At 47.8% G+C, this 23973-nt stretch carries 39 protein-coding genes; 24 read left to right on the top strand and 15 right to left on the bottom strand.

Going from position 1 to position 23973, the window contains the following annotated elements; genetic code table 11:
* Positions 1–41: 41 nt before the first annotated feature.
* Together MJO57_RS18465 and MJO57_RS18460 are read right to left on the bottom strand one after the other, a co-directional pair.
* Complete coding sequence (locus tag MJO57_RS18465) at positions 42–617, bottom strand: IS4 family transposase (RefSeq protein ID WP_252017317.1); 576 nt, start codon at positions 615–617, stop codon at positions 42–44.
* A gap of 51 nt (positions 618–668) precedes the next feature.
* Entirely contained in the window at positions 669–1211 is a 543-nt protein-coding gene (locus MJO57_RS18460; RefSeq protein WP_252017784.1) for a hypothetical protein, read from the bottom strand.
* Positions 1212–1311: 100 nt separating this feature from the next.
* Between MJO57_RS18460 and MJO57_RS18455 the strand changes: the two genes are divergently transcribed.
* From MJO57_RS18455 to istB, 7 genes are read left to right on the top strand one after another with little or no spacing between them, the layout of a single operon-like run.
* Entirely contained in the window at positions 1312–1740 is a 429-nt protein-coding gene (locus MJO57_RS18455; RefSeq protein ID WP_252017782.1) for a hypothetical protein, read from the top strand.
* Between the two features lie 38 nt (positions 1741–1778).
* Positions 1779–2597 (top strand): IS4 family transposase, encoded by an 819-nt coding sequence (locus tag MJO57_RS18450; protein WP_252017780.1) that lies wholly within the window; start codon positions 1779–1781, stop codon positions 2595–2597.
* Between the two features lie 21 nt (positions 2598–2618).
* Complete coding sequence (locus MJO57_RS18445; RefSeq protein WP_256491693.1) at positions 2619–3896, top strand: IS4 family transposase; 1278 nt, start codon at positions 2619–2621, stop codon at positions 3894–3896.
* On the top strand, positions 3896–4447 hold the full coding sequence (locus tag MJO57_RS18440; RefSeq protein ID WP_252017776.1) for an IS4 family transposase: 552 nt from the start codon (positions 3896–3898) through the stop codon (positions 4445–4447). Before MJO57_RS18445 ends, MJO57_RS18440 begins: the two co-directional genes overlap by 1 nt.
* A complete protein-coding gene (locus tag MJO57_RS18435; protein ID WP_252017774.1) occupies positions 4429–4647 on the top strand; it encodes a hypothetical protein in 219 nt (72 codons plus the stop codon). Before MJO57_RS18440 ends, MJO57_RS18435 begins: the two co-directional genes overlap by 19 nt.
* A complete protein-coding gene (locus MJO57_RS18430; protein ID WP_252017772.1) occupies positions 4644–5420 on the top strand; it encodes a DDE-type integrase/transposase/recombinase in 777 nt (258 codons plus the stop codon). Before MJO57_RS18435 ends, MJO57_RS18430 begins: the two co-directional genes overlap by 4 nt.
* Positions 5417–6175 (top strand): IS21-like element helper ATPase IstB, encoded by a 759-nt coding sequence (gene istB / locus MJO57_RS18425; protein WP_252017770.1) that lies wholly within the window; start codon positions 5417–5419, stop codon positions 6173–6175. The genes MJO57_RS18430 and istB overlap by 4 nt, the downstream gene beginning before the upstream one ends.
* Before the next feature lie 102 nt (positions 6176–6277).
* Here istB and MJO57_RS18420 read toward each other — a convergent pair whose 3' ends face one another.
* Positions 6278–6757, bottom strand: coding sequence for a transposase DNA-binding-containing protein (locus tag MJO57_RS18420; protein ID WP_252017768.1), 480 nt, complete (start codon positions 6755–6757; stop codon positions 6278–6280).
* A gap of 44 nt (positions 6758–6801) precedes the next feature.
* On the opposite strand from MJO57_RS18420, the gene MJO57_RS32820 reads away from it, so the two are divergent.
* Complete coding sequence (locus MJO57_RS32820; RefSeq protein WP_256491692.1) at positions 6802–6927, top strand: hypothetical protein; 126 nt, start codon at positions 6802–6804, stop codon at positions 6925–6927.
* 34 nt (positions 6928–6961) lie between these two features.
* On the opposite strand, the gene MJO57_RS18415 is transcribed toward MJO57_RS32820, so the two are convergent.
* Complete coding sequence (locus tag MJO57_RS18415) at positions 6962–7387, bottom strand: type II toxin-antitoxin system HigA family antitoxin (RefSeq protein ID WP_252017766.1); 426 nt, start codon at positions 7385–7387, stop codon at positions 6962–6964.
* Positions 7388–7531: 144 nt separating this feature from the next.
* Between MJO57_RS18415 and MJO57_RS18410 the strand changes: the two genes are divergently transcribed.
* On the top strand, positions 7532–7774 hold the full coding sequence (locus MJO57_RS18410) for an Arc family DNA-binding protein (protein WP_252017764.1): 243 nt from the start codon (positions 7532–7534) through the stop codon (positions 7772–7774).
* The gene (locus tag MJO57_RS18405; protein WP_252017762.1) at positions 7771–8172 is read left to right on the top strand and encodes a type II toxin-antitoxin system VapC family toxin; all 402 of its coding nucleotides are present in this window, start codon (positions 7771–7773) and stop codon (positions 8170–8172) included. Before MJO57_RS18410 ends, MJO57_RS18405 begins: the two co-directional genes overlap by 4 nt.
* Before the next feature lie 39 nt (positions 8173–8211).
* Here MJO57_RS18405 and MJO57_RS18400 read toward each other — a convergent pair whose 3' ends face one another.
* From MJO57_RS18400 to MJO57_RS18350, 11 genes are all read right to left on the bottom strand, one after another.
* A complete protein-coding gene (locus MJO57_RS18400; RefSeq protein ID WP_252017760.1) occupies positions 8212–8505 on the bottom strand; it encodes a hypothetical protein in 294 nt (97 codons plus the stop codon).
* 140 nt (positions 8506–8645) lie between these two features.
* Positions 8646–8885, bottom strand: a complete 240-nt coding sequence (locus tag MJO57_RS18395) for a Panacea domain-containing protein (protein ID WP_252017758.1) — start codon at positions 8883–8885, stop codon at positions 8646–8648.
* A 34-nt stretch (positions 8886–8919) separates the two neighbouring features.
* Positions 8920–10347, bottom strand: a complete 1428-nt coding sequence (locus tag MJO57_RS18390; RefSeq protein ID WP_252017676.1) for an IS4 family transposase — start codon at positions 10345–10347, stop codon at positions 8920–8922.
* A gap of 38 nt (positions 10348–10385) precedes the next feature.
* Entirely contained in the window at positions 10386–10592 is a 207-nt protein-coding gene (locus tag MJO57_RS18385; protein WP_252017756.1) for a Panacea domain-containing protein, read from the bottom strand.
* 137 nt (positions 10593–10729) lie between these two features.
* Positions 10730–10987 carry a pyocin activator PrtN family protein gene (locus tag MJO57_RS18380; RefSeq protein WP_252017754.1) on the bottom strand — a complete coding sequence of 86 codons (258 nt, stop codon included), beginning with the start codon at positions 10985–10987 and terminating at the stop codon, positions 10730–10732.
* A 14-nt stretch (positions 10988–11001) separates the two neighbouring features.
* Entirely contained in the window at positions 11002–11574 is a 573-nt protein-coding gene (locus MJO57_RS18375) for a hypothetical protein (RefSeq protein WP_252017752.1), read from the bottom strand.
* Positions 11571–12998: an IS4 family transposase gene (locus MJO57_RS18370; protein ID WP_252017676.1), complete on the bottom strand. Its 1428-nt coding sequence runs from the start codon at positions 12996–12998 to the stop codon at positions 11571–11573. Before MJO57_RS18370 ends, MJO57_RS18375 begins: the two co-directional genes overlap by 4 nt.
* Before the next feature lie 192 nt (positions 12999–13190).
* Entirely contained in the window at positions 13191–13706 is a 516-nt protein-coding gene (locus tag MJO57_RS18365) for an AAA family ATPase (RefSeq protein WP_252017750.1), read from the bottom strand.
* A complete protein-coding gene (locus tag MJO57_RS18360; RefSeq protein ID WP_252017748.1) occupies positions 13706–14116 on the bottom strand; it encodes a hypothetical protein in 411 nt (136 codons plus the stop codon). Before MJO57_RS18360 ends, MJO57_RS18365 begins: the two co-directional genes overlap by 1 nt.
* 48 nt (positions 14117–14164) lie before the next feature.
* The gene (locus MJO57_RS18355; RefSeq protein WP_252017746.1) at positions 14165–14473 is read right to left on the bottom strand and encodes a hypothetical protein; all 309 of its coding nucleotides are present in this window, start codon (positions 14471–14473) and stop codon (positions 14165–14167) included.
* Positions 14474–14595: 122 nt separating this feature from the next.
* A complete protein-coding gene (locus tag MJO57_RS18350; protein WP_252017745.1) occupies positions 14596–15180 on the bottom strand; it encodes a helix-turn-helix domain-containing protein in 585 nt (194 codons plus the stop codon).
* Between the two features lie 203 nt (positions 15181–15383).
* Between MJO57_RS18350 and MJO57_RS18345 the strand changes: the two genes are divergently transcribed.
* The 14 genes from MJO57_RS18345 to MJO57_RS18280 all read left to right on the top strand — a co-directional run bounded on the left by MJO57_RS18345 (position 15384) and on the right by MJO57_RS18280 (position 23890).
* Entirely contained in the window at positions 15384–15593 is a 210-nt protein-coding gene (locus MJO57_RS18345; protein ID WP_252017744.1) for a TraR/DksA C4-type zinc finger protein, read from the top strand.
* 13 nt (positions 15594–15606) lie between these two features.
* Positions 15607–17109, top strand: coding sequence for an AAA family ATPase (locus tag MJO57_RS18340; protein ID WP_252017743.1), 1503 nt, complete (start codon positions 15607–15609; stop codon positions 17107–17109).
* 24 nt (positions 17110–17133) lie between these two features.
* Positions 17134–17586: a hypothetical protein gene (locus tag MJO57_RS18335; protein WP_252017742.1), complete on the top strand. Its 453-nt coding sequence runs from the start codon at positions 17134–17136 to the stop codon at positions 17584–17586.
* A gap of 288 nt (positions 17587–17874) precedes the next feature.
* Complete coding sequence (locus tag MJO57_RS18330; protein ID WP_252017741.1) at positions 17875–18342, top strand: hypothetical protein; 468 nt, start codon at positions 17875–17877, stop codon at positions 18340–18342.
* On the top strand, positions 18339–18911 hold the full coding sequence (locus MJO57_RS18325) for a hypothetical protein (RefSeq protein ID WP_252017740.1): 573 nt from the start codon (positions 18339–18341) through the stop codon (positions 18909–18911). Before MJO57_RS18330 ends, MJO57_RS18325 begins: the two co-directional genes overlap by 4 nt.
* A gap of 216 nt (positions 18912–19127) precedes the next feature.
* Entirely contained in the window at positions 19128–19523 is a 396-nt protein-coding gene (locus MJO57_RS18320) for a hypothetical protein (RefSeq protein ID WP_252017739.1), read from the top strand.
* On the top strand, positions 19520–19933 hold the full coding sequence (locus MJO57_RS18315) for a helix-turn-helix transcriptional regulator (protein WP_252017738.1): 414 nt from the start codon (positions 19520–19522) through the stop codon (positions 19931–19933). The genes MJO57_RS18320 and MJO57_RS18315 overlap by 4 nt, the downstream gene beginning before the upstream one ends.
* Before the next feature lie 3 nt (positions 19934–19936).
* Positions 19937–20425, top strand: coding sequence for a hypothetical protein (locus tag MJO57_RS18310; RefSeq protein ID WP_252017737.1), 489 nt, complete (start codon positions 19937–19939; stop codon positions 20423–20425).
* Between the two features lie 144 nt (positions 20426–20569).
* The gene (locus MJO57_RS18305) at positions 20570–20845 is read left to right on the top strand and encodes a hypothetical protein (protein ID WP_252017736.1); all 276 of its coding nucleotides are present in this window, start codon (positions 20570–20572) and stop codon (positions 20843–20845) included.
* 18 nt (positions 20846–20863) lie between these two features.
* Positions 20864–21289, top strand: a complete 426-nt coding sequence (locus tag MJO57_RS18300; RefSeq protein WP_252017734.1) for an N-acetylmuramoyl-L-alanine amidase — start codon at positions 20864–20866, stop codon at positions 21287–21289.
* Positions 21286–21654 carry a 3TM-type holin gene (locus tag MJO57_RS18295; RefSeq protein WP_252017732.1) on the top strand — a complete coding sequence of 123 codons (369 nt, stop codon included), beginning with the start codon at positions 21286–21288 and terminating at the stop codon, positions 21652–21654. Before MJO57_RS18300 ends, MJO57_RS18295 begins: the two co-directional genes overlap by 4 nt.
* A gap of 23 nt (positions 21655–21677) precedes the next feature.
* The gene (locus MJO57_RS18290) at positions 21678–22172 is read left to right on the top strand and encodes a ParB/Srx family N-terminal domain-containing protein (RefSeq protein WP_252017730.1); all 495 of its coding nucleotides are present in this window, start codon (positions 21678–21680) and stop codon (positions 22170–22172) included.
* Positions 22159–23247, top strand: coding sequence for a DNA cytosine methyltransferase (locus tag MJO57_RS18285; protein ID WP_252017728.1), 1089 nt, complete (start codon positions 22159–22161; stop codon positions 23245–23247). Before MJO57_RS18290 ends, MJO57_RS18285 begins: the two co-directional genes overlap by 14 nt.
* Complete coding sequence (locus MJO57_RS18280) at positions 23219–23890, top strand: trans-aconitate 2-methyltransferase (RefSeq protein WP_252017726.1); 672 nt, start codon at positions 23219–23221, stop codon at positions 23888–23890. Before MJO57_RS18285 ends, MJO57_RS18280 begins: the two co-directional genes overlap by 29 nt.
* The last annotated feature ends 83 nt before the right edge of the window (positions 23891–23973 follow it).

Here is a 23973-nt window from a genome sequence, read left to right as displayed (position 1 = left end):
CTTAAACAGGTCGATATCCCTGACTATATTCTGACTCTTGATCACATCTCTCCAGCGCTGAACTGCCGGGCTATCTGCCAGGTTTTTACCCGATCCTGCAATTTCGCCCAGCCTTCCCATACCACTAACCAGCCGGGCTGCCCTGTATGCTTTGAATCACCCCAACCACCAAGCCGAGCAATCGTTTGAAGCAGCCAAGTGACTGTTGGCGGCTTATCGGGCAACGCTTTTTTTTCATAGGTTAGCCAGAGAACCTGCCATTCATCATCACTGACCACCTCATTCGCGAGTGTTTTTTCACTCCAAAGCTTTCTGTCTTTGTGCTGCCTGTCATTCGGTAACATTAATGCTTCACGGATTTGCATTAGTCTGACAGCGACAAACATTAATATGACCGCAAGTCGTTCAATGTTATCCGGAGATTGCAGACGAAGCCTTTCTACTCCTGCTCCCGATTTCCAAGCCTTATGGAACTCTTCTATTCGCCATCGGAGCTCGTAAAATCGAATGATAGAGCGACAGTCTTCGAATGTTTCAATATCTTCAGTTGTCAATAGTACCCAGTGCAAACGGTCTTCGGAGTCATTGCCAATCTCTTCAGCCGACACAATATTCATAGTGGCTCTATTTTGATTACGAACTGCTCTACAGTGAAAACTGACTGTAGGTCACGAAAAACAAGGATTGGGCAACATTACCGGACAATATGCTGACAACCTTTGTAGATAAAGGGCTTCAGCAATGTTCAACCCAGTAGCAGTCTGAAATCCTACAAGAGCCTTCATAGTTACCGGTTCCGGCCTGCCGCCTGGCCTTTGCGGCGCCTGTATTGTCATCTTCTTTCTTTTGACCTGCAGCGTTGCCTTTCGCTTCTTTCTACCTCCTTTTTGAGGAACCACTATCGTATATTTCCCCAACACTTCAGTCTGAGCTAAGGAATCAAATAATAAGAGTTCGCCATCCACCAGGATTCTGTTTTGTGTAGCTCTTACAACAAACCGCTGTCGGTTATCCAGTTTGTAGTGCATATATTCGTATATATCCGCCTCCCGGTCGCAAACACTGATGATGTCAGGCATTTTACCCCCCATCCTTTGTTCTGTGTTTTCAGAGGCTCTTTGCCACTTAAAGCTTTCCTTTCCCTCGTAAGGTAGCTGACGACGTTGGTTCTTTTTCCCTGTAAGCACCGAAACCCAATGATCTAAAATCACCGATTTGAAATGACCTCTCGACTAACCACTTCATGGCCGACTTCTCTAGTGTTACCAGCACAGGAGAAAGGAAGCCATGATCAATCGAGAGGACTACCTCATGATACAAAAAGCAAGGGACAAAGGCAGCTACCTTGAAGACATAGCCGATGATGTCGGTTGCTCAGTCAGTACCGTCAAGCGGGCACTCAAACGACAGGGGCCATCACCCAAACGTAAAACCGGTGCCCGGATCAGCAAACTGGAGTCATTCAAACCCATGGTGAACGGCCTGATCGCTGAGAATGTCTGGAACGCTGAGGTGATTTTTTCCCAAATCCGTGAGCAGGGTTATACCGGTGGCATCAGCATTCTACGGGATTACATTCGACCCAGGCGTTCGACACGTAAATGTAAGGCTTCTGCCCGGTACGAAACGTTACCCGGCCACCAACTCCAGCATGACTGGGGTGAACTGATGACCGAGGTTGCCGGTGAACTGCGCAAGGTGTATTTCTCTGTCAATACCCTGTCTCTTGATCACAAATAGCTACCTTGTTCTATCATTTCTCACTGATAAAACAGGTCATGCTTCCACTTTCTCCTAAACCATGGTCAGAACTAACTTTTGGATGTGCTGATTTGGGCGATACTCGACGTACAAAACGACTTGTCAAAGTTGCTGCCGAGCTTTCAGCTCATACCGGTAATTCTTTGTCATCTTCATGCGAAGGTTATACCGCACTGGTAACTGGAGCTTACCGGCTGATTGAGAATGAGGCCGTAAAGCCTGAAGCAATAGCTGAGGCAGGCTTTCAGGCAACTGCCAAAATAGCGAGACAGTCTCGCCTACTTCTGGCTCTCGAAGATACAACAACCCTGGGTTATAAACATGCTGTCAGATCCGAGCTTGGTGATCTTGGAGGTCCTGAAGGCTCTAAAACCAGAGGATTCCACGTCCACTCTGTCTTCTTGGTTGATGCGGATACAGAGCGAAGCATTGGGCTTATTGATCAAGAACGATGGGTTAGAGAGGACGTTCAGCGGGGGAAAAAGAACCAACGTCGTCAGCTACCTTACGAGGGAAAGGAAAGCTTTAAGTGGCAAAGAGCCTCTGAAAACACAGAACAAAGGATGGGGGGTAAAATGCCTGACATCATCAGTGTTTGCGACCGGGAGGCGGATATATACGAATATATGCACTACAAACTGGATAACCGACAGCGGTTTGTTGTAAGAGCTACACAAAACAGAATCCTGGTGGATGGCGAACTCTTATTATTTGATCTTAGGGTAGACATTAAGCTCAAAAAAGGTTCGTTTCCGGCGGCAGAACCCACCTTGAACAGCCACAATAAAGCTTCGAAACCATTATCAATGGCTGAACAAGATGAGTACTGCAAATAGTAGATTAGTTGAAAAAAACTGTTGACCTGTTTCGACCGGTCAGAACTCCTAAGTATGGCGGAACAGCTTGGTTTTACTATACGACAGCGAGATATCCGTCCTTTGGATTTTATCCTCTCACTGATCGATGCCCTCGCTGGTGATGGAAACTGCGATACCCAGGCGGATCTACACCGTAAATTTAACGAGTTGACGGGGCTGAATGTCTCTTATCGTTCTTGGGCAAATCAAGCTAAAAAGGACGCGCTGCCTACTCTTATCCTGTGGCTATGGGTGCAGTGTCTGGAAATATTTTCCCGCAAAGTCATGGCGTTTGATGAAGACAGTCCATTTTCAGAGTTTGAGCACATTCTGATTCAGGACGGTTCGTCACAAGCTGTCTATGATGCCCTGAAAGAAGCATTTCCCGGCAGGTTCTCAACGGTCAGTCCTGCTGCCGTCGAGCTTCATACGACAATGGATCTTCTCACCAACAACCTGGTGCGGGTGCAGCTGACTGAAGATACCCGTTCAGAAAGAGACTGTCTGCCACCACTGCCAACATCCATGGCCTATATCCTGATGCTAATGGATGCCGGTTATTTTGAGCTGGAACTCTTTGCCGCTATTGATGACAGGGAGGGTTCTTTTATCTGCAAGGCACCTCAGAGTATCAACCCGACGATACTCAGCGCGGTACGGGAGGATGGCAAGAATCTCAATCGCTACAAAGGACAAAAACTGAAGGATGTACTGTCTGGCTTCCCCAAAGACCAGTGCCTCGACCTGGATGTAGAATGGCCGGGATTCAAAGCCTGGCCATTCCGCTTGGTTGTCCGCTGGAATGACAAAAAACAGAAGTGGGTTTTCGTTGTGACCAACCTGAACCGGGTGGAGTTCACCTTGAGTGATGTGCTCCAGGCCTATCGTCTACGGTGGCAGATAGAGCTGATTTTCAAAGAGATCAAATCCTATTCAGGGTGGCATCGTTTTAACACCAAATCAGCGACACTGGTGTTTAGCCTGATTCTGATGTCCTTTGTGGTTGTGACGTTGAAAAGGTACCTTGCCCATGCTGCACAGGCGAACCTCTGTGAAAGTGGGAGCATTGAGGAAATCTCGACGCACAAGGTGATGAAAAGTGGGACTCACCTGTTTGGTAATGTGATTTCATCGTTGATGAATGCAGGAAAGTCATTGGTCTCATGCATTAAAAAGCTACTGGACTTCTGGGGAAATAATGCGAAACGAGAACACCCTGCACGGGATGGTTGTTCAGGGCGTACAAGATTAGGCCTTTGTGCGGTGGGTGGGGCTTAATGTCTACCTTAAGATTATTTGATTCCTTAGCTCAGACTGAAGTGTTGGGGAAATATACGATAGTGGTTCCTCAAAAAGGAGGTAGAAAGAAGCGAAAGGCAACGCTGCAGGTCAAAAGAAAGAAGATGACAATACAGGCGCCGCAAAGGCCAGGCGGCAGGCCGGAACCGGTAACTATGAATATTGTGTCGGCTGAAGAGATTGGCAATGACTCCGAAGACCGTTTGCACTGGGTACTATTGACAACTGAAGATATTGAAACATTCGAAGACTGTCGCTCTATCATTCGATTTCACGAGCTCCGATGGCGAATAGAAGAGTTCCATAAGGCTTGGAAATCGGGAGCAGGAGTAGAAAGGCTTCGTCTGCAATCTCCGGATAACATTGAACGACTTGCGGTCATATTAATGTTTGTCGCTGTCAGACTAATGCAAATCCGTGAAGCATTAATGTTACCGAATGACAGGCAGCACAAAGACAGAAAGCTTTGGAGTGAAAAAACACTCGCGAATGAGGTGGTCAGTGATGATGAATGGCAGGTTTCTGGCTAACCTATGAAAAAAAAGCGTTGCCCGATAAGCCGCCAACAGTCACTTGGCTGCTTCAAACGATTGCTCGGCTTGGTGGTTGGGGTGATTCAAAGCATACAGGGCAGCCCGGCTGGTTAGTGGTATGGGAAGGCTGGGCGAAATTGCAGGATCGGGTAAAAACCTGGCAGATAGCTCGGCAGTTCAGCGCTGGAGAGATGTGATCAAGAGTCAGGTCAATACCCTGGGCTTTTCCCGTCGTTTTTTTGCCTGGGCGGCCTTCACTAATGATGCAGAACACACCTATGAAAGCCTCATCCGAAGCTTTGAATGGTTTGGTGGCGTCAGTGCTCAGGTACTGGTTGACAATCAAAAAGCGGCAGTGCTCAAGCATCCCTCTAACGGCAAGGTTCAGTTCAATGAAGGCTTTCTCATGCTGGCAAAGCACTATCAGTTTCAGCCCAAAGCCTGCAAGCCATACAGCAGAGCCCAGACCAAAGGTAAAACCGAACGCATGGTGCGCTACATTAAAGAAAATTTCTTCCAGCGCTACCGCTCGTTTGAAAGCATTGAGCACTTGAACCAGCTGCTGAATGACTGGTTACTCACTGTAGCCGATCAACGGGTACACAAGACCGTTAATGAGCCTGTTTATGAACGGTTTGAACGGGAAAAAACCGAGCTTAAGGCATTACCTGCCATTCCCTTTGATACCAGCTATCGTGAAGTACGACAGGTGCCGATTGATGGTTACATCACTGTCCGCACCAATCGGTACAGCGTTCCATCGGACCTGGCGGGTCAGAAGGTCAGCATCCGGATAGGGCTTGACCGGCGGCTGCGAGTCTATGGGCCGAATGACTCCCTGGTAGCCACCCATACCCTGAAAGATGGGCGTAACCAGTGGCAACAAAACCCTGAGCATCATCGTGCGATTTACGACGAGATCAAGGTAGAAACCCGTGATCTGAGCCGGTACGAGGAGATGATGTCATGACCACCTCCTTAACGACACTGATTGAGCGATTAAAACTCGATCATCTCCATGACAGCCTTGATGCCATTTGTGAACAGGCCAGCAAAAAAGACCTGAACTATCGGGAATTTCTGGCTGAAGCATTAAGCACCGAATGGGCCGGTCGCCATCAGAAAGGCCTTGAGAGCCGCTTGAAGCAGGCAAGGCTACCGTGGTTGAAAACCCTGGAGCAATTCGATTACAGCTTTCAGCCCACTGTTGATCGTAAAGTCGTCAGGGAGCTGTCTGGCCTTGGCTTTGTAGAGCGGGCTGAGAACGTTGTTTTACTGGGACCTCCGGGTGTTGGCAAAACACATCTGGCCATCGCGCTTGCCGTCAAGGCAGCGGAAGCAGGCCATAAGGTCATGTTCATGAGTCTGGACAAGCTGATGACCACCTTGAAAAAGGCACAGCAGGAAAACCGGCTTGAACGACAGATGCAGCTGCTGGCCTATCCAAAGCTTCTGGTTCTGGATGAAATTGGTTACCTCCCAATGGATCAGGATGAGGCCAGCCTTTTCTTCCGGCTCGTTACTCGCCGATATGAAAAGGCAAGCATCATCTTGACCTCCAATAAAAGCTTCGTAGACTGGGGTGAAATCTTCGGTGACCAGGCCATAGCTACTGCTATTCTCGACCGATTGCTTCATCACGCAACCACCTTGAATATCAAGGGTGAAAGTTATCGGTTAAAAGAGAAACGAAAGGCGGGCTTACTGAAAGAACCACCACGGTAATAGTTGCAATTCCTGAAATAACTCAATGAAACTAAACCGGTGAATGAAGGTCAAAACCTTCACAGTTAACGGGTCATCTCAAACCGGTGAAAACAGGTCATTTCAAATCGGTGCTAACATCCCCCGCTGAACGTCCTCTCTAACCCATCGTTCTTGATCAATAAGCCCAATGCTTCGCTCTGTATCCGCATCAACCAAGAAGACAGAGTGGACGTGGAATCCTCTGGTTTTAGAGCCTTCAGGACCTCCAAGATCACCAAGCTCGGATCTGACAGCATGTTTATAACCCAGGGTTGTTGTATCTTCGAGAGCCAGAAGTAGGCGAGACTGTCTCGCTATTTTGGCAGTTGCCTGAAAGCCTGCCTCAGCTATTGCTTCAGGCTTTACGGCCTCATTCTCAATCAGCCGGTAAGCTCCAGTTACCAGTGCGGTATAACCTTCGCATGAAGATGACAAAGAATTACCGGTATGAGCTGAAAGCTCGGCAGCAACTTTGACAAGTCGTTTTGTACGTCGAGTATCGCCCAAATCAGCACATCCAAAAGTTAGTTCTGACCATGGTTTAGGAGAAAGTGGAAGCATGACCTGTTTTATCAGTGAGAAATGATAGAACAAGGTAGCTATTTGTGATCAAGAGACAGGACTTATGGGGGCGTTGCAAGGCCATTGAAGAACAGTTTTGGGCTGATAATGAGGTCAGGAATACTCAAATGAAAAAGAGGTTGCTGCAGGAGAAAGCGGAAGAAGTGTAAGGCGCAATGTGATGTCACACCTTACGAAACCGGCTCAGGCTTTGTGAAAAAATACAGACGGTGAAATTTTGAACCGCTCAGAGAGAGCCTGTATATGGTCTCTTGTCAGGTTTCTTGTTCCGTTCAAAATCATGGATACCAGACTTTTGCTGCCTAGTTCAGTTTTAAGGTCATCTGCCTTTAAGTGGTACTGATCCATCAACGTCCGAAGAATAGCGACACCATCATCCAGTGCTTCGATTCGGCGGTTAAATTCTGAAAACTCTTCTGATTCGTCTTCCCACTTTTCAATAGCGACAGAAAGCACCTCGATCAGTGGCAGGTATCGGTCATAGTCTTCAATCAATTCATCCATTAATTCCAGAGCCTGCTCGTACTCGGCTTCATTGTGGATGCGACTGATGAAACGGGCCTCTGAAAAAAGGGCCACTGCTTTTTCTTTTAAATTGACATATTTCATGCGTCAGCCTCTTTTGTGTACCTTTTGAACAATTTATCGTGCTCTGCGAGTAAGGCAATATGCTTTATATATGTATGGTGCTGGCTTGCAAGGAAACCATATTGCAACCATAATGAAACTATTTATAGTTTCCGAGGTGAGCATATGCCAGCACTGACGATAAAAAACATACCCGATACTCTCTACAACAGGCTAAAAGAGTCCGCTACAGCGAATCACAGAAGCATTAACAGTGAGCTGATTCATTGTCTTGAACAGACGCTACTGCCTAAACGAATAGACGCGTCTGAGCATTTGCAGCGAGCCAGAGAGCTGCGTCGGGACATTGATCCAAGTGTCATTGATATTGACGACATTCAGAATGCGATTAATGAAGGCAGGCCATGATTGTAGCTGATACCAACATACTGGTGTATTTATACCTGCCAACTCAATTCACGCCATATGCGGAAAAGCTGCTTGAGATGGAACCGGTTTGGGTTGCTCCTTATTTGTGGCGGAGTGAATTCAGGAATGTGCTGGCGCTGTATTTAAGAAAAGGCCTGATCACTTACGAGAAAGCACTTCAGATACAGCAGGAGGCTGAACTACTGATGTCTGGCAATGAATACGACATAAAATCCCTCGGTGTTTTATCGCTGGTAAACCAGAGCAATTGTTCTGCATACGACTGTGAATATGTTTCTTTAGCAATGAGCCTTTGCACGAAGCTGTTTACCATGGATAAAAAAGTAATTTCTGAGTTTCCCCGGGTTGCCCGGTCTTTGCAGGGCTTGGAGCTGTAAGTCCCTGCTCAGGTATTCCGGATACTCTTATCATGCGTGCTATGTGTTCTTTTTCTTGGAAGGGCAAACTTGATGGTCTGGATCGTACCAAAGTAACTTGGCTATATGGCGATCCTGGATACAAAATATTCTGGGCTTTCCTTGCAAGTGAAAGGAAAACACTTCGTCTATGTCATCTTGCTTGATCTGCTGAAGTCTATCCTGAGCGGCTTTTGATAATCTCTCGACAGCGATTGCGTGGTGCTGTTTTCCTTCGATTTGAGACCATTCCATACTATCAAAACTGTGGAGTTTTTTTACAATCTCAAGTTCCGTTTCGTGCCTGCTGGCCACGCGAAGGGACCAGCCTTATCAACCGTAGAAAAACGCCAGGATGGCTTGCTATCAATTTGCTGGGGCGGTGTTCTGACTTGCTTGCGATCAACACGCTGCGTTGCCGCTTTAGGTATTTTTTTGTTGTTTCTTTTTGGCACTTATAGCGAACCGTAATACTCAGCCATAGCTTCATGCGTGATAGGTGAGCTGCTGCGGGCTGAATCGGCAAGGCCAGCCCGCGCATTCTGCCAAGGTAGTTCGGCATGAGTTTGATCGCTGAGCCATTGGGCAGACTTATGCCCATAGGCTTGTAGCACGGTATCAATCGTCTCTTTTTGGGGCTCTGACAGGGTTGCCTTGGCCAGGCTGGAGAAGGTACCGGCTGATACCCTGTACATACCACGGTGTACCCCATATAACTCTGACTCTTGATCACATCTCTCCAGCGCTGAACTGCCGGGCTATCTGCCAGGTTTTTACCCGATCCTGCAATTTCGCCCAGCCTTCCCATACCACTAACCAGCCGGGCTGCCCTGTATGCTTTGAATCACCCCAACCACCAAGCCGAGCAATCGTTTGAAGCAGCCAAGTGACTGTTGGCGGCTTATCGGGCAACGCTTTTTTTTCATAGGTTAGCCAGAGAACCTGCCATTCATCATCACTGACCACCTCATTCGCGAGTGTTTTTTCACTCCAAAGCTTTCTGTCTTTGTGCTGCCTGTCATTCGGTAACATTAATGCTTCACGGATTTGCATTAGTCTGACAGCGACAAACATTAATATGACCGCAAGTCGTTCAATGTTATCCGGAGATTGCAGACGAAGCCTTTCTACTCCTGCTCCCGATTTCCAAGCCTTATGGAACTCTTCTATTCGCCATCGGAGCTCGTAAAATCGAATGATAGAGCGACAGTCTTCGAATGTTTCAATATCTTCAGTTGTCAATAGTACCCAGTGCAAACGGTCTTCGGAGTCATTGCCAATCTCTTCAGCCGACACAATATTCATAGTTACCGGTTCCGGCCTGCCGCCTGGCCTTTGCGGCGCCTGTATTGTCATCTTCTTTCTTTTGACCTGCAGCGTTGCCTTTCGCTTCTTTCTACCTCCTTTTTGAGGAACCACTATCGTATATTTCCCCAACACTTCAGTCTGAGCTAAGGAATCAAATAATAAGAGTTCGCCATCCACCAGGATTCTGTTTTGTGTAGCTCTTACAACAAACCGCTGTCGGTTATCCAGTTTGTAGTGCATATATTCGTATATATCCGCCTCCCGGTCGCAAACACTGATGATGTCAGGCATTTTACCCCCCATCCTTTGTTCTGTGTTTTCAGAGGCTCTTTGCCACTTAAAGCTTTCCTTTCCCTCGTAAGGTAGCTGACGACGTTGGTTCTTTTTCCCCCGCTGAACGTCCTCTCTAACCCATCGTTCTTGATCAATAAGCCCAATGCTTCGCTCTGTATCCGCATCAACCAAGAAGACAGAGTGGACGTGGAATCCTCTGGTTTTAGAGCCTTCAGGACCTCCAAGATCACCAAGCTCGGATCTGACAGCATGTTTATAACCCAGGGTTGTTGTATCTTCGAGAGCCAGAAGTAGGCGAGACTGTCTCGCTATTTTGGCAGTTGCCTGAAAGCCTGCCTCAGCTATTGCTTCAGGCTTTACGGCCTCATTCTCAATCAGCCGGTAAGCTCCAGTTACCAGTGCGGTATAACCTTCGCATGAAGATGACAAAGAATTACCGGTATGAGCTGAAAGCTCGGCAGCAACTTTGACAAGTCGTTTTGTACGTCGAGTATCGCCCAAATCAGCACATCCAAAAGTTAGTTCTGACCATGGTTTAGGAGAAAGTGGAAGCATGACCTGTTTTATCAGTGAGAAATGATAGAACAAGGTAGCTATTTGTGATCAAGAGACAGATATAACTGAGGTGATACGGGACCATTAGCCCAAGCTTCAATTCTGCTTTGAAATAGCGGCTTATCGTCCCAAACCAAAGACCAGGCTTGGCTGTAGTAGACAAGCTTCTGAAGCTTCATAGCCGACATATCCCCTTGCTTTTTGAGGATATAGGTAGCTATATCGAAGACAGTTGCTTTAGCCATTTCCTTTATCTCTGATGTGTTCATAAATTATCGGCAAGTATACGATAAGTATATAAAAAGGCATATATGCAGCTAATTTATTCATTAGGCTGAACTATTTGATAATTTTTTCAAGAAAAAGTTCAATCAAAGCACGACTATACACCCTGAACCTTCTCCCAAGTATTGCTGTAAGTCTCATGCCTGGAGTCCAGATAGGCTGCCAAGTCTGAGAGCTTTACCATCATAGGCGATTTTTTGCTGGCGGTGACCCGAACCACCGGAACGGGCAGTTCCTGGGCGGCTGCGGCCATTTTTGCTTTACGCTCACTGAGGCCAAAGAACTCCTGGCAGATCTCTTCCAGTCTGACGTAGGGCTGTTCGTAGCGGGCATATAGCAGCAATTCTGTGTTCATTTCAGTTCCCTGAATTAAAAGTCAATATCCGTATCAAAAACATCAACGCCAGCTGGCGTCAGCTTTGTCGGCTGTGGCCTGCTTGTGGGGTTGTCATTCCATTCGCTGGGTGTTCCTGCTTTTACAGCAAAGTCGTAGGCTCGAATCTTCTGCCAGCGGCCATCTTGAATGGCCTCTATACGGCAGGGTTCTTTCATGTCTCTGGTGTCAGTCAGTTGCTGATAGGCGTCTTCTGTTAACTGAGGGCAGGGGAGGTGGCCGAAGCGTTTTACCCACCACATGACTGCTTTCTGTCGGGCATAACCACCGTGTTGGAAGCAGATCCACTCTCGAATGGTTTCAAGGCCGCAGCGATAGCTGACTTGAATAGAGGGTGGTTTGCCAAACTTTTCATGGATGGAGTAGATGACTTCATCTACTTCAAACCATTCCGGTTCAACCTGGGCAGAGAGCAACGCAGCCGTTGAGGCTTCTGATTCGTGTTTTTCCCTGGCAGGAAATTCATAGCTGCAATCTGGGCAAACCCGCAGGCCTGCGAGTATCAGCGCAAAGCACTCCGGGCACTCTTTGACCTGACTCTTGATCACATCTCTCCAGCGCTGAACTGCCGGGCTATCTGCCAGGTTTTTACCCGATCCTGCAATTTCGCCCAGCCTTCCCATACCACTAACCAGCCGGGCTGCCCTGTATGCTTTGAATCACCCCAACCACCAAGCCGAGCAATCGTTTGAAGCAGCCAAGTGACTGTTGGCGGCTTATCGGGCAACGCTTTTTTTTCATAGGTTAGCCAGAGAACCTGCCATTCATCATCACTGACCACCTCATTCGCGAGTGTTTTTTCACTCCAAAGCTTTCTGTCTTTGTGCTGCCTGTCATTCGGTAACATTAATGCTTCACGGATTTGCATTAGTCTGACAGCGACAAACATTAATATGACCGCAAGTCGTTCAATGTTATCCGGAGATTGCAGACGAAGCCTTTCTACTCCTGCTCCCGATTTCCAAGCCTTATGGAACTCTTCTATTCGCCATCGGAGCTCGTAAAATCGAATGATAGAGCGACAGTCTTCGAATGTTTCAATATCTTCAGTTGTCAATAGTACCCAGTGCAAACGGTCTTCGGAGTCATTGCCAATCTCTTCAGCCGACACAATATTCATAGTTACCGGTTCCGGCCTGCCGCCTGGCCTTTGCGGCGCCTGTATTGTCATCTTCTTTCTTTTGACCTGCAGCGTTGCCTTTCGCTTCTTTCTACCTCCTTTTTGAGGAACCACTATCGTATATTTCCCCAACACTTCAGTCTGAGCTAAGGAATCAAATAATAAGAGTTCGCCATCCACCAGGATTCTGTTTTGTGTAGCTCTTACAACAAACCGCTGTCGGTTATCCAGTTTGTAGTGCATATATTCGTATATATCCGCCTCCCGGTCGCAAACACTGATGATGTCAGGCATTTTACCCCCCATCCTTTGTTCTGTGTTTTCAGAGGCTCTTTGCCACTTAAAGCTTTCCTTTCCCTCGTAAGGTAGCTGACGACGTTGGTTCTTTTTCCCCCGCTGAACGTCCTCTCTAACCCATCGTTCTTGATCAATAAGCCCAATGCTTCGCTCTGTATCCGCATCAACCAAGAAGACAGAGTGGACGTGGAATCCTCTGGTTTTAGAGCCTTCAGGACCTCCAAGATCACCAAGCTCGGATCTGACAGCATGTTTATAACCCAGGGTTGTTGTATCTTCGAGAGCCAGAAGTAGGCGAGACTGTCTCGCTATTTTGGCAGTTGCCTGAAAGCCTGCCTCAGCTATTGCTTCAGGCTTTACGGCCTCATTCTCAATCAGCCGGTAAGCTCCAGTTACCAGTGCGGTATAACCTTCGCATGAAGATGACAAAGAATTACCGGTATGAGCTGAAAGCTCGGCAGCAACTTTGACAAGTCGTTTTGTACGTCGAGTATCGCCCAAATCAGCACATCCAAAAGTTAGTTCTGACCATGGTTTAGGAGAAAGTGGAAGCATGACCTGTTTTATCAGTGAGAAATGATAGAACAAGGTAGCTATTTGTGATCAAGAGACAGCACAAAGACAGAAAGCTTTGGAGTGAAAAAACACTCGCGAATGAGGTGGTCAGTGATGATGAATGGCAGGTTCTCTGGCTAACCTATGAAAAAAAGCGTTGCCCGATAAGCCGCCAACAGTCACTTGGCTGCTTCAAACGATTGCTCGGCTTGGTGGTTGGGGTGATTCAAAGCATACAGGGCAGCCCGGCTGGTTAGTGGTATGGGAAGGCTGGGCGAAATTGCAGGATCGGGTAAAAACCTGGCAGATAGCCCGGCAGTTCAGCGCTGGAGAGATGTGATCAAGAGTCAGGCCATAACCGAAGTCCTCAACGGATTGGTAACGCTCGCCTTTGGGACCGATATAGTGGTCGCACAGATGTTGCCAGACCAGGGGTTCCAGATGGTCGAGGCTATCAATGATGACGGTCTGATACTGATGCTCCGACGTATATAAAGCAGAGAGCGCATCCAGCACATCCTGAAATGAGGTCATCATGGGGAAAGCATCCACCTCTAACTTTCCCAGGCCATCCTCAGTCTGGATAAAAATAGGGTTGGGCGCTCCACAACCTAATGTGGTCTTGCCGACACCGGCCGGGCCATACACTACAATCCGTGGTGCCTTGATGCCGGAAGAACGGCTGATGGATTCCAGAGAGATGGCCATTACTGCACCTCCAGTCGTTCATATTTGACGCTGACTTTTTTCGGTTTTGTCGTGATCGCTTCTGCCACAATGTTGTAGTGGGCTGGGTCAAGGCCTTGCAGGCTCTTCAACTGACGGGTATCAATCTCCAGTTTGGTTCTGACCACCTTGGCAGCGATGGTCTCGGGAATACGGCTTTTCACTTGCTGCCACTTATCCGCATCCAGTGTTCGTGTGAAACCTGACACGGTGGTGACTTTGTAATAGTCGCCCTTGGTGGAGTAGCTCCCTTCGTCTTTGACGCCAACGAAGGTGCATAATTCCTGTTCAATGGCGAGCCGGTGGTCCCTGGCCTGTTGTTCTGCCTGTTTAGCCAGCTCTAACTCGTAGGCGAGTTTGTCCAGCCGTGAAGCGTCATTGCTTTCGGTCATGGCAAGTCCTTTTGTTGTGGTTTGTGAGTTGTGGTTAGTGGGTTGGGGTTAGCCGACAGGTTTCAGGTAATGGTTAAGATCATCCAGCGGTGTGATCTCCACATGCCCGGACTGGTCGGTGAGGTCAATCAACAGATTGTTGATATGAAAGACTTCTGGAAGAACACGCTCAGAACCGGTGTGTTGAACCAGATAGCTGTTCAAATGAACGATGGTGTGCAAGAGAGTGGTGCGAGCAGAATTTGCCTTGCTTCTTAATGTCCTGGCCTGTTGCTCTAACAAGCCAGCCTGGTCTTCAAGTGAAACAACTTCATTGGCGACATCTTCAATAATCTTTCCCTGAGTATCGAGGTCCATTGTTGTCTTACCGTTAAATTGTTATTTGAATTTTTAAACAATAGGTTGCTCCCGGGAGAAAATTCTGTCAAATACTTTTTGAAAAATTTCAACAAAAGATAAAATAGGTTCCTGGAGAGAACCTATTTTTTTAAGGACTGGTACATGCCAACGACGGTGCCAAGGTAGTTATCACGCACCACGTCTACCGGTGTGAACCGTGGGTTGGCAAGGACCAGTATGGATTTGCCATTGAGTTCTTCATAGCTACCCAGTACGGGGGCCGTGTCGTTGAACAGGCAGATATTGCCTAATTCAAGAGAGACTTTGGGATCAATAAAAATTTTGGCCTGCAGAGGGATGTTAATAGCTGATGTACCCGTACTGTCCATAGAACTGCCCCGGGTCACGATACAGAAAGTTAGCTCGCTGCACTCTTCAGGGCAGTATATCCAGGGCGTATTTTCCGGTGTTATCTGTTGAAGAACATAGTCCGCTACAGCTGCATCATCCAGCAGGGGAACCGCTCTACCGGTGGGGGTTTCACGACTGATGCCGGTGGCCAGGTAATCCTGGGAGACGCCCAGCACAGAGGCTATCTTGTATTGAACCATTGTCTCGTTGTGTTCGCTTAAATCCATTTTTGTGCCCAGCCAGACGGAGACCGCAGACCGGGTAACCCCGAGTCGTCGGGCCAGTTCGGTCTGGGAAATTTTCTGTTTGGCCAACAAGATTCTGGTGCGTTCTTTCCAATCCATGATTCAGGTTCTGTTGTTTATTTCCGTCCTCTCATTATTCGTGTTTTAGCAATAGATTGCTACTTTGCTAAAACTGTTGAGCGTTAAATGTAAATCGACATATTTGACAAAGGCCGTTCATAAGGAACAGACTGAAAAACCGCCCACTGAATTTCTACCCAACAGGAGGCCTTATGGATGAGGCTGATATCGCCAGCGAATATCAGAGCCGGGAAATGGAAGCCCTGCTCAAGCATCGCAAAAAGAAGGTATTAACGGCCAAAGACTCTGCGGACCATTGCCAAGAGTGCGGTCTGGAAATTCCCTCCGCAAGACAGATTGCCGTTCCCGGCTGCTCGTTATGTACCCAGTGTGCCGCATGGCTTGAACAGAACAACCCATAACAGGAATAAAGACATGGACGCCAATTTGCCAAACACCACTGCTGAAGCCTGGAAGCTGAATGAGGCCGGTCTTTCTATTGTTCCTCTCGGCTCTCCTTTTGAAACACCGCCTTTATGGTTTGTTGATGGCCGTTGTTCCGGTGACAGGGAGAAAGCCAAAAACGAATGGCCAAAAGCGCCACGGTTTCGCTGGAAGCAGTATCAGGACAAGGCACCAGACGACAGTGCTATTGAGAACTGGGTCAATCTTTACTCCCATACCAACTGGGCCATTATTACCGGCTATGGTGTGGTGGTTGTCGATGCAGACAGCTTGGAAGCCGTTCAGTTTATTGAGGATGGTGCCATTACCCGTTCGCCATTAAGAGTCACCACCAGTAAAGGCAAGCATTACTATTTTCAGGTTAACCCGGATTACCCCGTTCATAACTCCGTCAGAAAGAGCAAAATCGACCTGCGGGGTATAGGTGGTTATGTGGTGGCTCCCGGCAGCACTCACGCAGACGGGACTCTCTATCAGTGGGAAACCGACGGTTATATGGATATCAGCGATATTCACGATCTACCCATGTTGACCCCGGATGATATTGCCACCATCAACGGCTTCAATGGCCAGACAGTGGAAGATAAGCCCGTTGGAGACCTGGGCTTCTCCACTGATCAATACCCGCTACCACACGACGGAAGCAATCTGGCAGAAGGCCAGGGAAGGAACAATGCGGCAGCGAGCATGGCGGGTCAGCTGCTGCGGCAGGATTATTCACTCCGGGAAGTAAAAGCCATTCTGGACCAGTGGAACCAGTCCAATACGCCACCACTGTCTGATTCAGAACTGAACACGACCATTGCCAGTATCTCCCGGACACATAACAACAATAATCCGGGGGCAGCCATTGTGATCGAACCCTTGTCTGCCGCCAAACCGGAATTTGCTTTTAGCCATGTTAAGGAGCTGGTTAAAGGCGTGAAGCCAATTAATTGGTTGATCAAGGGTTTTCTGGAAATGGATAGCCTTTCCCTGATGTTTGGTGAGCCAGCCTGCGGCAAGTCCTTTGCTGCCATTGACCTTGCCTGCTGTGTCGCCACCGGCAACGAGTGGCATGGTAAGCCGGTCAAACGACAGGGCCCGGTTTTCTACATTGCCGGTGAGGGTTTTAATGGTCTCTCCCGGCGTTTAATGGCGTGGCAGGTGGCTCACGGTTATAACCTGCGTAATGCGCCCATCTACGTCAGCCAGTGCTCCGCAGCTTTGACCGATTTAGCCAATGCCCGTCTGGTGAGCAATAGCATTGCAGAAATCGTGGAAGAAACCGGTGGCGTTATCCCCTCCATGATTGTCATCGATACCCTGGCCAGAAACTTCGGGCCTGCGGATGAGAATGCCACCCGGGAGATGAACACCTTTATCAACAATATTGATCAGCTACTGCGCTCCAAATATGAGTGCTGTGTTTTGATTGTGCACCACACCGGGGTCGGCGCGAAGGATCGTGCCCGTGGCAACAGTGCTCTCTAGGGTGCCCTTGATGCGGAGTATGCCGTGGTGAAGTCAGACGACGAGGTGACGATTACCGCAAAGAAGATGAAGGATGCGGACGAGCCTGATCCCATCAAGTTTCTATTTAACCCGGTTCGTTTACCGTTTACAGATGATGATGGTGAACCGCAATACAGTTGTGTACTGCAAAACCTGGACTCAGAGGTCGCACAACAGTTATTGGCAACGAAGCAGGTCGGGGAGGCGCAGAAAGCCATTCTGAGAGTTCTGGAATCGATGATTGCAGAGGCCAGGGAAACGCTGAAATCCCAGAGCCGTGATCCTGATAAAGCGCTGATTGAGGCGAGACAGCTGCGAAAGAAATGTATTGATGGGGCAACGGTAACGGCAAAGAACTGGAGCCGGACCTTTAGTGGCCTTGTGGAGAAAAATCTCCTGATTCAAGACGGTGTTCACATCACTTTATCTGACTTTGCAAAGGAGGCAATTCAGTGAATCTGAATGCTCAAATTTTACTCAGTTTTTTGAACCGCTTATTGAACAAGAGCTGCCTTCAACAGACCGGTGAAGATTTTTTTCAGTTTTTCAGTCTTCAGAAATCTTCACCTGTTTTTTTAACACCTTGATATTGCTGAAGTTACGGGGTTGTGAGCTTTATCTTTTCCTACCTCTTCACCTACCCCTCTCTCTTAAGAGAGGGTAGGCGTGAAGACGAAGTAGGGAAGCTGGCAAAAAACGAGAAGTCAGGAAAAATTTTACAACAATCTTCAGGGAAGGAGAGTTATGAAAATAATTATTGGTATTGATCCGGGGCTGACAGGCGGTATAGCAATACTGAACAGCGAGAATAAGGAATTAATCAGGGTAGAAGATATGCCCACCTCCCCGGAGGGCAGCAAGCAGAAAGTCAACGGCTTTGGCCTGATGAAAATCTTTGAAGGCTATACCCGGCATCAGGTGGACATGGTCTATCTGGAAAAGGTGGGAGCGAGACCAGGGCAGGGTGTGGTGTCTATGTTCAACTTTGGCCGTTCGTATGGGGCTGTGGAAGCCGCAGTCAGTTTAATGGGTTTTCCGCTGACGTATGTTACTCCCCAACGCTGGAAGCGCTCTGCAGGTCTGATGGGTGCTCACAAGGATGCCTCCCGGGGAAAAGTGCTGGACCTCTACCCGGATGCAGACGTTAATCTCAAAAAACACAATGGTCGTGCTGATGCGGTGCTCATTGCCAGATATGGAGAAACGGCATGAAATTTTATTCTGCTCGACAGGCTATTCATGATGCGTATGCGCTCGCATTTTTATCGAAGAGTTTGGATGCTGGACAATTGATTGCACCCGGCAAGATTACAAAAGGGGCAAAAGATATAAACTGGCATCATGTGGATCAGGCAGAGGCTGGCGTTATCTTACACGCTTTATCAACGCTTCAGCCTCACCAGCAAAACTGGGCAGTATGGTGTCATGCACCGAGAATTTCGGAATATCTACCGGAACAAGGGCGCTTTTTTACCTGGCTGAACGATGATGTCTCTATCCGGTTGCTAGAAAGTGAGCGGCACTACCGGCCTGCAACGGCGGATAAAATTCGTGATGTAGTTGCTCTTACGGTGCTGAATTACCGTCACTTTGTATCAACTGACCAATACCTCTATTCCGATAGAGAAGTTCGCAAGCGGTGCGGGATCATCCGGCAAAACTGGTGCCGGGACTTTGTGTTCTGGAAGCATTTATACCTCAACAGGTGTGATCAGTTGGATAGAGTCGTGCTGACGGTGATTGCAGATGCCTGTAAGCGTCATGGGTTGATTGATTTGTGAATGGTGTTGTTTATGTATATCTTGTTGTGGCGAAGTCAGCACCCCAGGCACACCAAGGTTCTATAGCAAAAAGTTATAGGTTGTCATGTTCTCATTAACTGCATGAATCAAAAGGATTTCTTGCTATTCAGTTTTCTGCGCAAAAGGGGGTGGGGATTTTTCACTTGCGCAATGGTTGATGTTTACATATATATTAACATATAGTTCGCCTCAGATATGGATGAGCTTGATAAGTACGAAGGTATACATTGCACGATAGTGTTCTGTAAGGGTGCTAAGGAAAGTCTTGATGAAGTTCTTGCCAAGCATGCACCGCAGCCGATGAAAAGCAAAAAGTTAAAGGCACAGATGTGGTCTCTACTGGCGAGATTGGCTGATGGCCACAGAATGACCAAGGAGAACTTTCCAACAGAAGGGGATCTTCCTGATGGTTCTAAATTTCATGCTATTAAGAAGATTCCACTGCGAGCGTATTTATGGCGATCAAAGAAGTATTCAGGCAAGTATTTTATAAGCCACTTTATTTACAAGGATTTTCAAAAGCTAAAGCCGAAAGATACTACTAAGGTTTGTAATAATTGGCGGGAAATTGAAGAGGGTGATGGATTATGAGTAGCTTTTTTGAAGATTGGGCTAATGAGTCAGAGAGTAATAAAAAAGTGTGCGCTCAGGAAGATCTGATCATGAATGTAACAGAGGATATTCTGGTCATAATGGAAGATAAAGGCATCAGTAAGGCAGAGTTGGCAAGAAAATTATCAAAATCCAGGTCTTATGTTAGCCAGGTGCTTGATGGCGCAAGAAACATGACATTGCGTTCCCTGGCTGACATCTGCTATGCGCTGGATATCAAGCCTACAGTCATGATCAATGATGCCAAAACAGGACTGCGCCTTAATGCCCCTGTGCTCCATCATGACTGGCGTGGCTCTGATAGTGCTAACGTAATTTATTTTCCTGCATCTGCCAGAAAGCGTGAGACCGTTCCCGTCAATGGCGATAATGAACTGAAATTTGCATAATCTATGAACCAGAAATTGCTCAACGAGGCAGGTAGCCAGCTACAGTTTGTCGCAGTTTTTCTGAGGAAGGGACATGTCTTCTTTCATGAAGATATTGAGTCACCCGAATTCTCTGACAAGTTTAAAGTGCAGTCTTTTAAAGGTGTAAGAAGTTATACCGTCAAGGAACTTGAAGCTGAGTCCAGCAACCATTTTTTATACGATTTTGAGTATAGCGTTGGCTTAAGGGCTGCTGATCTGGGGGTCGATGAAGATCAGGATGACTTTTTAAAGGCAGAGATAATTGCTACCTATTCAGTCCGTTATAAATCGGATGATGAAGTTCGCCGAGAGTGTATTGAGGAGTTTCTAAAGAATAATGTTGGCTATCATGTATGGCCATTTTGGCGAGAACATGTACAAAGCTCATGTATGAAAGCGGGTGTAGGCTTACTTCCTGTACCCTTGTATACAGATTTTCAGAAACAGATTAGTACTGAGTCTGACGATTGATGACAGTGAAATTGTTCAAACTTTGACTTTTGATGACGCTTTTGGGATGATTTTCCCAAGCTGAGCAAACCTCACCCCGCTCTTCATAAATAGCGGCGTGGGGTTTTTTATTGCCTCAATTTTCTCCCTGTGCAGGACGCACTTATGACTGACCTCTCCGACCGTCTGGATCGCATTGATGTGAAGCTGGACAAACTGAGCGAGGCAGTATCCCAGCTCGCCAGAATTGAAGAACGCATTTCCCACCAGACTGAAAGCATGAGCCAGATTGATTCCCGGCTGAACGATATGGAAGCCCGGATCAGGACACTGGAACTTCAGAGCAGTTCACGAGGCGTTCTGCTTGCAGGTGTTGAACGGTTTGGCTGGATTGTTATCTCTGCGTTGATCGGCCTGGCTGCATTCTTTTTCAAGAAATAGGCTTCAGGAAATAAAGGCATGATTCCAAGGACGGCAACCAACTATATCGTGATCCATTGCTCGGCCACCAGAGCGGATCAAGGCGTAACCACAGACGATATTCGACGCTGGCATGTGGAAGAGAATGGCTGGTCAGATATCGGCTATCACTGGATTATTGAGCGAGATGGCAAGATTCAGCACGGCAGGCACTCACAGGCTCAGGGTGCTCATGTTCGAGGCCATAACCACGAATCCATTGGCATCTGTATAGTGGGTGGAATGGCAGAAAATGGTGATCCTGAAGACAATTACACATCTCAACAATGGTTGATGCTGGAAATGCTGGTTGAATCCCTGCAGTTGCGTTACCCAGAGGCTCAAGTGGTCGGCCATTACTATTTCACGCCTTACAAAACCTGCCCGAATTTTGTCGTTGAACACTGGCTGGAGTCCATCCAATGAGTTGGGCTGTTGCCATACCCCTGTTGGGAAAAGTGATTGAGCGCATCATTCCTGATCCTGACAAAGCCGCTCAGGCTAAAAATCAACTGGTGGATATGGCGGTCAAAGGTGAGCTGGATGAACTGGCTCAACGTGCCGGAGTTATCAAGGCAGAGGCTCAAGGTGATGGTTGGCTACAACGATCCTGGCGTCCCATTGTGATGCTGGTATTTACTGCCCTGATAGTTGCCAGGTGGCTTGGCTGGTCAGCACCGGATTTATCAGAAGCAGTCGAACTCAAACTGTTCTCCATCGTTCAGATTGGCCTTGGTGGCTACATTGCCAGTCGGGGCATTGAGAAGGTGGCAGACAAGATAAGGCGCTAAGGATGGCAGCAAAGAAATACAAGATGGTAGAGAAGAAGGTCAGCGACCTGATCCCCTATGTGAATAATTCCCGGGTTCACGATGAAGAGCAGATTATTCAGATTTGTTCGTCTATCAAGGAGTTTGGCTTTACCAACCCTGTGCTGATCGACGAAGAAAACGGCGTTATTGCTGGCCACGGCCGTTTGATGGCAGCAAAAAAACTGAACCTGAAAACCGTTCCCTGCATTGTCTTGGCGGGGTTGTCGAAAGCTCAGAAGAAGGCCTACGTCATAGCAGATAATTCTATCGCCCTGAATAGCTCATGGAATATGGACGTGCTATCCCGGGAAGTGGAAGCCCTGCAAGCGGAAGACTTTGATCTGAATATGCTCGGCTTCAACGATGATTTTGTGGTTACCTTGCTGGAATTCAATGACGACAGTGTTCAGCAAACGGATACCCCTGAAGCCTTCAAGGAAGTCAAAGAAAAGGAACTGGCCCATACCTGTCCAAAGTGCGGCTATGAGTTCGATTAACTATCAGGTGCCAACCGTCGCTGAGATTAAGCGGCAGGCTAAAAAGTCGCTGCCAGCGTTTGAAGTGGTCAGCCTGTTTGCCGGTGGCGGTGGCAGCTCAACTGGCTATCGTATGGCCGGTGGCAAGGTTCTGGCGATTAATGAGTTTGTAGAAGAAGCCAGAAAGACCTACAGAGCCAATTGGCCGGATACCCATATTTTTCCTGATGATGTACGTCAGCTAACCGGTGAGGCCATTCTAAAGCAGCTGGTTTTAAAGCCCGGTGAGCTGGATATTCTTGATGGCTCCCCTCCCTGTTCGGCATTTTCAACGGCAGGCAAGCGAGACAAAAACTGGGGCAAGGCGAAGAAGTACAGCGACACTAGCCAGGAGAATGTTGAGGACTTGTTCTTTGAGTACATTCGCATTCTGCGAGAGATTAAGCCAAAGGTCTTTGTCGCTGAAAACGTGGCCGGGTTAAGCATTGGTACCGCCAAGGGTTACCTGAACCAGATTCTCTCGAAACTGAAAAAATCCGGATACTATGTGGAGTGTCGACAGCTGGATGCCCGATTCCTGGGTGTACCGCAAACCCGTAACCGGCTTATCTTTGTCGGTGTTCGTAATGATCTGTTTCTGCCTTCTATGGCGGGCAAACTGCATCCCAGCCCCTTTGATTACGTGGTACCGCTAAAGGCGGCCATAGGTAACTTGAAACTGTCCGACAGTGACCGTGAGTTTACCGATATCAGCAAGCTGGCCACCTACAAATTGCTGAAAACCCTCAAGCCGGGAGAGCAGCACCATAAACGATTCAATCTGATTAAGGCGCATCCCAATAAACCTTCTGGCTGTGTAACCGCTTCATCGGGAGCCAGGGGGACCGCAGCCGTTCACCATTGGGATAACCGTATGTTCAGCGTGGCCGAAGTTAAACGCATTATGTCTATTCCTGATGACTACATTCTGACCGGCAACGATACCAAGAAAATCGAACGCCTTGGCAGAATGGTGCCTCCCCTGATGATGAAAGCCGTCGCTGAGAATATCCAAAAGGTGGTTCTGAATGCACATTCCAACCAACTGGACTTTTAACAATCCGGATATTGCAGAGAATTTCGATGCTCATGTGATTGAGCAACTGCCCTGGTATCCCATGGCTACCGATCTTATCTGCCATCTGGCTCGCTGCTTTCTCCAGGATAATGCAGTACTGGTGGACCTGGGCTGCTCTACCGGGATGATCACCAGAAAGCTGGCTGACGTTATTGAAGATCGGAATATTAAAGCCGTGTCCGTGGATAACTCCAGGGAGATGATTGACAACTTTCAAGGTGTCGGTAAGGCGTTCTATGGCGATATGATGAGCCTGGATCTTTACCCTGAGTTTGACGTCTGTATTCTCTGCCTGTCGCTGATGTTTACTGAGGTCTCAAAACGGAAACAGTTTCTCAGGGGCTTAGCCGCTAAAACGAAAGCCGGTGGCGTGATTATCATCTTGGATAAGATAGAGCCGCCAGCAGGTTATCTTGGTACTTGTATCAACCGGATGAGTATCAAGAACAAGTATGAAAGTGGCGTGGAAGCCAAGGCGATTATCGACAAAGAGCTATCACTTTGCGGAGCGCAGAGACCAGCAACAGAAGGATTATTCGATCAGTTTGGTTTGCACTTTCAGCAGTTCTTTCGGGTGGGTGACTTTGTCGGCTATATCTGGGAGCACAGCGAGGGACCCTAGCGGTTCCCGTTGACTGCGGGTGCGAGGAGGCGCGGATTTTCGTTAGCGGTAGACCTGAAAACGAGGTATACACGGGTATACAT

Source organism: Endozoicomonas sp. SCSIO W0465, assembly GCF_023716865.1.
Taxonomy (GTDB): domain Bacteria; phylum Pseudomonadota; class Gammaproteobacteria; order Pseudomonadales; family Endozoicomonadaceae; genus Endozoicomonas.
Note: the sequence above shows the minus strand (reverse complement) of the source record. Positions and strands in the feature narration are given on the sequence as shown.

Bases quoted from the DNA above. Each gene is read 5' to 3' on its own strand.
- MJO57_RS18465 (WP_252017317.1), bottom strand. From the start codon at position 617: ATGAATATTGTGTCGGCTGAAGAGATTGGCAATGACTCCGAAGACCGT.
- MJO57_RS18455 (WP_252017782.1), top strand. From the start codon at position 1,312: ATGATACAAAAAGCAAGGGACAAAGGCAGCTACCTTGAAGACATAGCC.
- MJO57_RS18450 (WP_252017780.1), top strand. From the start codon at position 1,779: ATGCTTCCACTTTCTCCTAAACCATGGTCAGAACTAACTTTTGGATGT.
- MJO57_RS18440 (WP_252017776.1), top strand. From the start codon at position 3,896: ATGTCTACCTTAAGATTATTTGATTCCTTAGCTCAGACTGAAGTGTTG.
- MJO57_RS18435 (WP_252017774.1), top strand. From the start codon at position 4,429: ATGGCAGGTTTCTGGCTAACCTATGAAAAAAAAGCGTTGCCCGATAAG.
- istB (WP_252017770.1), top strand. From the start codon at position 5,417: ATGACCACCTCCTTAACGACACTGATTGAGCGATTAAAACTCGATCAT.
- MJO57_RS18420 (WP_252017768.1), bottom strand. From the start codon at position 6,757: ATGCTTCCACTTTCTCCTAAACCATGGTCAGAACTAACTTTTGGATGT.
- MJO57_RS18415 (WP_252017766.1), bottom strand. From the start codon at position 7,387: ATGAAATATGTCAATTTAAAAGAAAAAGCAGTGGCCCTTTTTTCAGAG.
- MJO57_RS18410 (WP_252017764.1), top strand. From the start codon at position 7,532: ATGCCAGCACTGACGATAAAAAACATACCCGATACTCTCTACAACAGG.
- MJO57_RS18405 (WP_252017762.1), top strand. From the start codon at position 7,771: ATGATTGTAGCTGATACCAACATACTGGTGTATTTATACCTGCCAACT.
- MJO57_RS18395 (WP_252017758.1), bottom strand. From the start codon at position 8,885: ATGTACAGGGTATCAGCCGGTACCTTCTCCAGCCTGGCCAAGGCAACC.
- MJO57_RS18390 (WP_252017676.1), bottom strand. From the start codon at position 10,347: ATGCTTCCACTTTCTCCTAAACCATGGTCAGAACTAACTTTTGGATGT.
- MJO57_RS18385 (WP_252017756.1), bottom strand. From the start codon at position 10,592: ATGGCTAAAGCAACTGTCTTCGATATAGCTACCTATATCCTCAAAAAG.
- MJO57_RS18380 (WP_252017754.1), bottom strand. From the start codon at position 10,987: ATGAACACAGAATTGCTGCTATATGCCCGCTACGAACAGCCCTACGTC.
- MJO57_RS18370 (WP_252017676.1), bottom strand. From the start codon at position 12,998: ATGCTTCCACTTTCTCCTAAACCATGGTCAGAACTAACTTTTGGATGT.
- MJO57_RS18365 (WP_252017750.1), bottom strand. From the start codon at position 13,706: ATGGCCATCTCTCTGGAATCCATCAGCCGTTCTTCCGGCATCAAGGCA.
- MJO57_RS18360 (WP_252017748.1), bottom strand. From the start codon at position 14,116: ATGACCGAAAGCAATGACGCTTCACGGCTGGACAAACTCGCCTACGAG.
- MJO57_RS18355 (WP_252017746.1), bottom strand. From the start codon at position 14,473: ATGGACCTCGATACTCAGGGAAAGATTATTGAAGATGTCGCCAATGAA.
- MJO57_RS18345 (WP_252017744.1), top strand. From the start codon at position 15,384: ATGGATGAGGCTGATATCGCCAGCGAATATCAGAGCCGGGAAATGGAA.
- MJO57_RS18340 (WP_252017743.1), top strand. From the start codon at position 15,607: ATGGACGCCAATTTGCCAAACACCACTGCTGAAGCCTGGAAGCTGAAT.
- MJO57_RS18330 (WP_252017741.1), top strand. From the start codon at position 17,875: ATGAAAATAATTATTGGTATTGATCCGGGGCTGACAGGCGGTATAGCA.
- MJO57_RS18325 (WP_252017740.1), top strand. From the start codon at position 18,339: ATGAAATTTTATTCTGCTCGACAGGCTATTCATGATGCGTATGCGCTC.
- MJO57_RS18320 (WP_252017739.1), top strand. From the start codon at position 19,128: ATGGATGAGCTTGATAAGTACGAAGGTATACATTGCACGATAGTGTTC.
- MJO57_RS18315 (WP_252017738.1), top strand. From the start codon at position 19,520: ATGAGTAGCTTTTTTGAAGATTGGGCTAATGAGTCAGAGAGTAATAAA.
- MJO57_RS18310 (WP_252017737.1), top strand. From the start codon at position 19,937: ATGAACCAGAAATTGCTCAACGAGGCAGGTAGCCAGCTACAGTTTGTC.
- MJO57_RS18305 (WP_252017736.1), top strand. From the start codon at position 20,570: ATGACTGACCTCTCCGACCGTCTGGATCGCATTGATGTGAAGCTGGAC.
- MJO57_RS18300 (WP_252017734.1), top strand. From the start codon at position 20,864: ATGATTCCAAGGACGGCAACCAACTATATCGTGATCCATTGCTCGGCC.
- MJO57_RS18295 (WP_252017732.1), top strand. From the start codon at position 21,286: ATGAGTTGGGCTGTTGCCATACCCCTGTTGGGAAAAGTGATTGAGCGC.
- MJO57_RS18290 (WP_252017730.1), top strand. From the start codon at position 21,678: ATGGTAGAGAAGAAGGTCAGCGACCTGATCCCCTATGTGAATAATTCC.
- MJO57_RS18285 (WP_252017728.1), top strand. From the start codon at position 22,159: ATGAGTTCGATTAACTATCAGGTGCCAACCGTCGCTGAGATTAAGCGG.
- MJO57_RS18280 (WP_252017726.1), top strand. From the start codon at position 23,219: ATGCACATTCCAACCAACTGGACTTTTAACAATCCGGATATTGCAGAG.